We start from the raw sequence: 7,455 nt of genomic DNA, 5'->3' as shown, positions 1-7,455 counted from the left end.
GAACCCGAACGATGATTTCAAGATGGAGCCCGAATGACGCGTCGTTGAGTCGACGCGTATCCGGACTTTCAGTCCGCAAGGCGCAACCCACCGGCTTTAGCCGGTGGTTGTTGAGTTCGCTGCGGGGAGCACCTGGTGTCATTCGCACGGGACACGCTGCTGGTTTGCGCTGATCAACAAGTGCTCTGAGCGCTCACGTCGATACGGGGCTCTTTTTTGCTAAATAAAGGAGGAGCGAAGCGGGGGACATTCGCGAAAAAGAGCACCGTGTCGGCGTGAGTGTCGCCCTGAACAGCAATGGCCAACAACAGACAGCCGCTCAGCCAGCAAGCGCCTTCTTCATCAGCACCAGGTACTGACCCTGCATGAAGTCATCGATGCGCGCGTACTCTTCATAGCCGTGCTTGAGATAGAAAGGCCGCGCCTGCCATTCAAAAGTATCGAGCCTCGCATTCTTTGCACCGAGCGCGATAGCCTGCTGTTCCGCTTCCACGAGCAGGCGGCTTCCAAGCCCTGAACCACGCGTCTCTTCTTCCACAAAGAGCAGTTCGACCGTGAACCAGTGCAGCACAACGTAGCCCCGAAGCCCGCCGAGCAGGCGACCGGTCTCGTCCCTCGCGTCCAGCCGCACGTACTGGCTCTCGGGGTACTTGCCGACGACCCCGTAGTTGAACTCACGCAGCTTTCGGCCGAGTTCGCCACTGGCGAGTTGTTCGGGCGTGGGGGTGGAGAAGGTGACGTTTTTCATCCGCCGAGATTCTGCCTTTCGCGCAACCCGCATATCGATCCACGCTTTCCTTCTTTGTGCCTGCGCACGCCCGTTGATACGTTCAGTCTCCTCGCCGTTGAAACCAGCGACCGCCAACGTTTGCTTGCGGCGATATGCATGCGCAGGCATGCTGCGCTGGCGTGCCATGTGCACCGCGCGTGCTTTTTTCTCCTTCACACTTTTTCGCTCAGAGACATTCCATGACCTATCTCGCCGCTCCCGCGCGCTACGACGCCATTCCCTATCGCCGCGTCGGGCGCAGCGGGCTTGTGCTGCCCGCCATCTCGCTCGGGCTCTGGCACAACTTCGGGGACAGCACGCCCATCGACGTGCAACGCAAGCTGCTGCGCACGGCCTTCGACCTGGGCATCAACCACTTCGACCTGGCCAACAACTACGGTCCGCCGTACGGCAGCGCCGAGACCAACTTCGGCCGCCTGCTGCGCGAAGACTTCAAGGCCTATCGCGATGAACTCATCATCTCCAGCAAGGCCGGCTGGGACATGTGGCCCGGCCCCTACGGGCAGGGCGGTGGTTCGCGCAAATACGTGCTGGCCAGCCTCGACCAGAGCCTGCAGCGGCTGGGCGTGGACTATGTCGACATCTTCTATTCGCATCGCTTCGATCCGCACACGCCGCTGGAAGAAACCGCGTCTGCATTGGCCCAGGCCGTGCAACAGGGCAAGGCGCTGTACATCGGCATTTCTTCCTACTCGGCCGGCAAGACGCGCGAGATTGCTGCGCTGCTGCGCGAATGGAAGGTGCCGCTGCTGATCCATCAACCGGCCTACAACCTGTTCAACCGCTGGATCGAGAAAGACCTGCTCGCGGCCACCGACGACCTGGGTGCCGGCGTCATCGCCTTCACGCCGCTCGCGCAAGGGCTGCTGACCGACAAGTACCTGAGCGGCATCCCGGCCGATGCACGCATCAACCGGCCGGGCGGTGGTTCGCTGAAGCAGGAGCATTTGTCCGAAGCGAACGTGGAGCGCGCACGTGCACTGAACAAGATCGCGCAGCGCCGGGGCCAGAGCCTTGCGCAGCTCGCGCTGACCTGGACCTTGCGCGATCCGCGCGTCAGCTCCGCGTTGATCGGTGCCAGCCGGCCCGAGCAGATCGTCGACAACGTGGCGGCGCTCGCGCATGCGCCGCTGAGCGCCGAAGAGCTGGCCGAGATCGACAAGCACGCGGTCGAAGGCGGCGTGAATCTCTGGGAAAAGCCGTCGACCGACTTCGCTTGAGCCCAACCGTCCAAGGGGTAATGAGCCCTTTTGTTTTATACGAAAAGGTCTGCACACCCTGGGAGACGGCGGCGATCCACATGCCATGGCGTCGTCTGAAAATTTCCTGACGGAAATCACAAACTGTCAGCTAAAGTAAAAAAGTGTCTCCCCGATTCGGCCTCGCGCCGGATCGTTGCCGCGGCCCGAGCCGGGGCTGCGCCGCCTTACCGATTCCCGCATCGCAACCACTTGCCCGTGTGTTGCGGCGCTTGACGCGAATGGCGGCGTGCCGTGGCCACGGTTGCGTTTTAGTTGATCGTGCGTTTTCTGAAAGGAAGCTTCATGAGAGATTACCGAATCGAGAACAACGGCCCGCTGCTGGACTTTCGTCTGGCCTACCTGCGCGCCATCGCCCGCTCGTGGCATGACACGGCCTACCGCGAAGAACTGTTGGCGCAGAAGGACATCCAGCCGATGCTCAACCGCGACTTCGGACTGAAGTCGGTGTGGCCACTGCTCGACATTGCCATCCATCGCATCGACGACCCGACACGCAGAACCGTCTGGAAGTCGCACCTGACGGGCGGATGGACCGGGCTCAACGATGCCTTCGACATCGTGATTCCCGAGCGGCCGACAGCCAATGCGTCGGAAGCGCTGGCTGCCTACTACCAGTTCTTCCCCGACTTCATGGGGCCTGTCGGCGTGTTCGCGGACCAGCCGCAAGCCTCTTCCCCATCCGCTCCGGTCGCCGGCCTTTCCGCGCTGGACGAAGTGGGCAGCCTGGGCGGCGGGCCTGAATCGATGCTGGCATTCGGCGGCGTTGTATTGCGGGCGATCGCGATGGCATGGGAGTCGGAAGAGTTCCTGCGCGAACTCACGCGCCCCGATCACAGCGACGCCACGCCTGTGCTGAGCCAATGGCTGGGGTACAACAACCCCTACAACTTCTTCGTGCGCTTCACCGTCAATCCCGCGTTCTCATGGGATGTCGAGCGCGGCGCGTGGAACCTGAAGAACACCGACGGCAGCACGATCAAGAACACCGTGGTGCTGAACTACCCGGTGGCGCCGGCCGCAGAGGCCTCCTGGCCCATCGCACTGACCTCGTACAACCACACGGGCAGTGCGTACCCGTTCACCTGCTGAGCCTGCTGAACCTGTTGCAGGGACGCCGGATTGCCCACGGAAAACGTTGACGACAAGGCGGGGCACGCGCTGCAAGGTGCATCCGCCACGCTGCTGTTGACGCTGGCCGCCCGGGCCCGGTCTGACAGCGTCGTTGCGGCATCGGAGTTCTTCGATGCCGAGGCGCGCCGCATTGCCGCGGCGCTGCCGTTCGACCTGTCGGCCTACACGAAGGACCCGGCATTCGTCAGGGGCGTGGTCCTGCGGGCCGCGCTCATTGATCGTTTCGCGGCCGAGTTCTTCGCGGCCCATCCGCTCGGCATGGGCATCACGCTGGGCGCGGGGCTGTGCACACGCCGCAGCCGACTGGGTTTGCAAACGGTATCAAGCGGCAGCATCAACTGGCTCAACGTCGATCTGCCGGAGGCCATCCATCTGCGCGAGCAGCACATGCCACCCGGCGCAGGCGAGCGCAATCAGGCCTGCTCGATTCTTTCGCCGGCCTGGCTCGATGCCGCGGACCTGCCGGGCGACCGTCCCGTGCTCGTGATGCTGGAAGGCGTGTGCCCCTATCTTCCGCAAGCGCCGCTCGAAGCCATCCTGCATGCGCTGGCGGCGCGGTTCGCCGGATGCAAGCCCGCAAGCGTTGTCGTGCTGGACTACGTGCATCCGATCCTGGCGAGGATGCCGGTGCAGGTGGGCGGCATGCATCTGCCGGTGGTGTCGGGCTTCGAAGATTCGGCCCGCATCGCAGCGATCCATCCGGCGATTCGCGTGCTCTCCGAAGACCATCTCTATTCGAAGTTCTCCGAACAGCACCGGCTCTTCGAGACCGCATTCAGGGCAACGTTCGGCAGTTGGCCCTATACCGTCGCGCGCTTCGCGCTCGGATCGCCGCATGAGGCCTGACCCAGCGCTGATGGATTTCTTCACCGACGCTTTCCAGTGGCATGACAAGTTCCTGCCGCCGCTGGCGCAGCAGAACGGCCTGCTGTTGCTGAGCGAGACGGACCTGTTCATGCTCGGCTCGCCGGGTGTGCGCGCCATCGACCCGTTGCTGCGCGAGCGTGTGAGCCTGGCATCGCATTGCGAGGCCGTGGGAATGCCGGCGCTGCTGGCCGAGATGCTGCATGCGCTCGAAGCGTTGGTGCGGCAGGGCTTGGCAAGGCCGGTGCGAGCGGACGACGCGGCACGCCACGTTGTGCCCGATTTCTCTCTGCGGCCTGCGCACGTGCTGGTGAGCGAAGGCGTCGGTGCCATCCTGCTGTCGGAAGCCGTGGCGCACGATGCGGCCATCGCGTGGGCACGCGCCGCAGCGGGAGACGCGACAAACCTCGCCGTCGTTTTCTGCGACGACTACCTCGACCCCAGGCTCGGCCCGATCGACGCCCGGCAGCGTGCCGCGAAGCGTGCGTGGCTGTTGGTCAAGCCGACGGGCGAGCAGGCCTTGGTCGGGCCGATGTTCACGCCAGATGCGGCGGTGGCCACGGCGTGCTGGCATTGCCTCTCGCACCGCCTGCTGCGCAACAGGCCCGCGCGGGCCTGGTGGCAGGGCAGACAGGGTGGCGAAACCATCGCCATGCCGGTGCGCGCGGACGAGGTGTTTGTCAGCCAGCGGCTGCAGCAGTTGCTTCCTTTGGCGCAAGACATCGTCATGCGGGCAGGGCAGGCGCTGTGGACGCTCGATCCCGCGCAGCCGCATGCCGTCGTGGCACGGCCCCAGTGCCCGCAGTGCGGCAACGCGGAACTCATGGCCCATCGGCAGCGTCAGCCGATCACGCTCGCGCTGTCACCTTTCACGGCCCGGTCCGATGGCGGCTGGCGCACGATGCCGGCGTCTGCCACGCTCGAGCGCCTGGCCCCGCACGTCGATCCGCTGTGCGGCATCGTCACGCAGGTCGTTCCCGTGGGCGCCCAAGCGGAAGACGCATTGACGGTCTACCGCAGCGAACTCTTCAGGACGCCGAACCTCCATGGCGACCTTTCAGCGGGTGGGTTGGTCCAGGTCTGTCTGGGCAAGGGCATGTCCACCGAGCAATCGCGCGCGAGTGCGCTGTGCGAAGCGGTCGAGAGGTACGCCGCGTTCTATCAAGGCGACGAGGCCCGGGTCATTGCAGCCGCGTCGGCGTTGGACGCGCGCTGCATCCCACCGCAGGAACTCGCACGCTTCAGCGCCCGGCAGCGCGCGCAACCCGATGCGAACATGCCGCCGCATGCGGTTGCCGCACCGGCGCTGTCGGCGCACGACCCGGCGTGGTGGGCACCGGCCTGGTCGCTGACATTCAACGAGCGTTGCTACCTTCCTTTGTCGTTCTGCCATGCCAACGCCCCGGCGGAAAGCCAGCGGCACGCCATCTGGACATCGAACGGCTCTGCCGCGGGAAACACCTTGGAGGAGGCCATCCTTCAAGGCTTTCTCGAGCTGGTGGAGCGCGATGCAGCCGCCATCTGGTGGTATGGCCGGATCCAGAGGCCCGCCGTCGACCTGGGGCAATTAACCGCCGAGAGCCTCGCACGCATCGAACGCAGCCTGGGTGCGCCATGGCACTACTGGGTGCTCGACATCACGCATGACTTCGGCATACCTGTCTCGGCCGCCGTCGGCCGGCATCGCGTGACGGGTGACTGGGCCATCGGCTTCGGTTGCAGTCCGGACCCGGTGCTGGCCTGCGAACGGGCGCTCACGGAAATGGGGCAACTGATCGCCGCAGGAAAGACGCTTTCCGTTGCGCCTTCCGGCGACGAGGAAGGCGTGCCGCGCTTTCTCATGCCCGCCGAACGGCGCGACGCTGCGCCGACGCGTTCGCCCACCGTGGCTGCGCATGCGGATATCGCCGAGGAGATCAACCGCTGCGTCGGCATCGCCTCGGCCCTCGGCATGGAAACCGTGGTGCTCGACTGCTCGCGCCCCGACATTCCGCTGCGCACGGTGAAGGTGGTCGTGCCCGGCCTGTGCCACATCTGGCCCGAGCTGGGCAATGAACGTCTCTACCAAGTGCCGGTCGCCATGGGATGGCGAAAGACGCCGCTGCAGGAAGGCGAGTTGAACCCGTTGGCGCTGTACGTCTGAGCGCGGAGCCTGCCGTTATTCGAGCGTGAAGCCGATCTTCAGCGTCACCTGCCAGTGCGCGACCTTGCCATCGACGACATGGCCGCGCGTCTCGGTCACGGTGAACCACTGGATGTTGCGGATGGTCTCGTGTGCCTTGCCGATGGCGGTCTGAACCGCGTCTTCGATGCCGGTAGGGGACGAGCCGGTCAGCTCGAGCGTCTTGTAAACGTGATTCGACATGTCTGTGCTCCTTGTGGTTGACCCGGACCATCGTAGTGAGTGCATGGCATGCCTGGTGGAATTTTCTGCATCAGGAAACTCGCAATCCGTCTTTGGCAAAGGGCAGGGCTCTGCGCAGAATCCGGCGCAGCGTTCACCTTCTCATTGCCATGCCACAGCGCCTTCTCTTCGACTCTCCCGCCGCACAGGCCCGCCATGTTCTCGCCCTGACGGCGAAGTCGTGGCGCATTCCTCCCAGCTCGCCGCGCGAAATTGCGCGGCGTGCGCCGCATGGCTATGTGCCGGTCAGGGCGTTGCGCCGGTTGCATGCGGCGGCAACGCTGGCCCTGCTGCCGCATTCGTGGTGAGGTAGGTGAGGCGCAAGCATCGCAAACATCGCGCAGGCGCTTTGACAGCGAAGGCCAGGGCCCGCACCATGCGGGACCAACCTGGAGGCAAAGACACCGATGCTGATTGTTCTGGGTGGCTTGCCCGGCACGGGCAAGACCACCATTGCCCGCGAGATCGTCGCGCGTTCCCCGGCCGTGTTCCTGCGCATCGACAGCATCGAGCAGGCCATCGTGTCGGCGAGGGTGCTGGCGAAAGACGTGGGGTCTGCGGGCTACGTCATCGCCTATGAGTGGGCCCGCGCCAATCTCGCGCTCGGGCAGACCGTGGTGGCCGATTGCGTCAACCCGCTGCAGCTCACGCGCGAGGCTTGGCGGGCCGTGGCCGCGGACACCTATTCACGCCTGATCGAAGTCGAGATCGTGTGCTCCGACATCGCCGAACACCAGCGCCGCGTCACTCAGCGAACCTCCGACATTCCGGGCCTCACGCCGCCCACATGGGCTTCGGTGCAAGGCCATGACTACATGCCATGGACCACGCCACGCCTGGTGATCGACACGGCCACCGTCAGCGCGGCCGATGCGGTGCAGTCGATCCTGGGTCACCTGCGGGACTGAGCATTCAGCAGATATCGATATAGAAATTCAGCGCAACCGGTGCGCGCGATGCCCAAGAGAATTCGCAGCAATTCTTCTGAAGGCGTCTTTCGCCGC

General features: G+C 64.7%; 8 protein-coding genes. 6 read left to right on the top strand and 2 right to left on the bottom strand.

Annotated features, from left to right (window positions below):
* Positions 1–319: 319 nt before the first annotated feature.
* Complete coding sequence (locus tag ACSFB7_RS31790; RefSeq protein ID WP_435476327.1) at positions 320–916, bottom strand: GNAT family N-acetyltransferase; 597 nt, start codon at positions 914–916, stop codon at positions 320–322.
* Between the two features lie 53 nt (positions 917–969).
* Here ACSFB7_RS31790 and mgrA point away from each other — a divergent pair, with 53 nt between their 5' ends.
* The 4 genes from mgrA to ACSFB7_RS31770 all read left to right on the top strand — a co-directional run bounded on the left by mgrA (position 970) and on the right by ACSFB7_RS31770 (position 6,190).
* Complete coding sequence (gene mgrA, locus ACSFB7_RS31785; RefSeq protein ID WP_435476326.1) at positions 970–2,010, top strand: L-glyceraldehyde 3-phosphate reductase; 1,041 nt, start codon at positions 970–972, stop codon at positions 2,008–2,010.
* Between the two features lie 324 nt (positions 2,011–2,334).
* Positions 2,335–3,141: a BMA_0021/BMA_0022 family TOMM bacteriocin gene (locus ACSFB7_RS31780; protein ID WP_435476325.1), complete on the top strand. Its 807-nt coding sequence runs from the start codon at positions 2,335–2,337 to the stop codon at positions 3,139–3,141.
* 30 nt (positions 3,142–3,171) lie between these two features.
* A complete protein-coding gene (locus ACSFB7_RS31775) occupies positions 3,172–4,029 on the top strand; it encodes a class I SAM-dependent methyltransferase (RefSeq protein WP_435476324.1) in 858 nt (285 codons plus the stop codon).
* A complete protein-coding gene (locus tag ACSFB7_RS31770) occupies positions 4,019–6,190 on the top strand; it encodes a TOMM precursor leader peptide-binding protein (RefSeq protein WP_435476323.1) in 2,172 nt (723 codons plus the stop codon). The genes ACSFB7_RS31775 and ACSFB7_RS31770 overlap by 11 nt, the downstream gene beginning before the upstream one ends.
* Before the next feature lie 15 nt (positions 6,191–6,205).
* Here ACSFB7_RS31770 and ACSFB7_RS31765 read toward each other — a convergent pair whose 3' ends face one another.
* The gene (locus ACSFB7_RS31765) at positions 6,206–6,412 is read right to left on the bottom strand and encodes a dodecin (protein ID WP_435476322.1); all 207 of its coding nucleotides are present in this window, start codon (positions 6,410–6,412) and stop codon (positions 6,206–6,208) included.
* A 149-nt stretch (positions 6,413–6,561) separates the two neighbouring features.
* Between ACSFB7_RS31765 and ACSFB7_RS31760 the strand changes: the two genes are divergently transcribed.
* Both ACSFB7_RS31760 and ACSFB7_RS31755 read left to right on the top strand, forming a co-directional pair.
* The gene (locus ACSFB7_RS31760; protein ID WP_435476321.1) at positions 6,562–6,759 is read left to right on the top strand and encodes a hypothetical protein; all 198 of its coding nucleotides are present in this window, start codon (positions 6,562–6,564) and stop codon (positions 6,757–6,759) included.
* 99 nt (positions 6,760–6,858) lie between these two features.
* Positions 6,859–7,359, top strand: coding sequence for a P-loop nucleotide/nucleoside kinase family protein (locus ACSFB7_RS31755; protein WP_435476320.1), 501 nt, complete (start codon positions 6,859–6,861; stop codon positions 7,357–7,359).
* The last annotated feature ends 96 nt before the right edge of the window (positions 7,360–7,455 follow it).

The sequence above is a fragment of the Variovorax raffinosi genome (assembly GCF_051216615.1).
Lineage (GTDB): Bacteria > Pseudomonadota > Gammaproteobacteria > Burkholderiales > Burkholderiaceae_C > Variovorax.
The sequence above is the reverse complement of the archived record's forward strand: the minus strand, read 5'-3'. Positions and strand labels throughout refer to the sequence as shown.

What these genes read in the sequence shown, in the direction of transcription:
- ACSFB7_RS31790 (WP_435476327.1), bottom strand. Translation starts at nt 916, where the DNA reads ATGGCACGCCAGCGCAGCATGCCTGCGCATGCATATCGCCGCAAGCAA.
- mgrA (WP_435476326.1), top strand. Translation starts at nt 970, where the DNA reads ATGACCTATCTCGCCGCTCCCGCGCGCTACGACGCCATTCCCTATCGC.
- ACSFB7_RS31780 (WP_435476325.1), top strand. Translation starts at nt 2,335, where the DNA reads ATGAGAGATTACCGAATCGAGAACAACGGCCCGCTGCTGGACTTTCGT.
- ACSFB7_RS31770 (WP_435476323.1), top strand. Translation starts at nt 4,019, where the DNA reads ATGAGGCCTGACCCAGCGCTGATGGATTTCTTCACCGACGCTTTCCAG.
- ACSFB7_RS31765 (WP_435476322.1), bottom strand. Translation starts at nt 6,412, where the DNA reads ATGTCGAATCACGTTTACAAGACGCTCGAGCTGACCGGCTCGTCCCCT.
- ACSFB7_RS31760 (WP_435476321.1), top strand. Translation starts at nt 6,562, where the DNA reads ATGCCACAGCGCCTTCTCTTCGACTCTCCCGCCGCACAGGCCCGCCAT.
- ACSFB7_RS31755 (WP_435476320.1), top strand. Translation starts at nt 6,859, where the DNA reads ATGCTGATTGTTCTGGGTGGCTTGCCCGGCACGGGCAAGACCACCATT.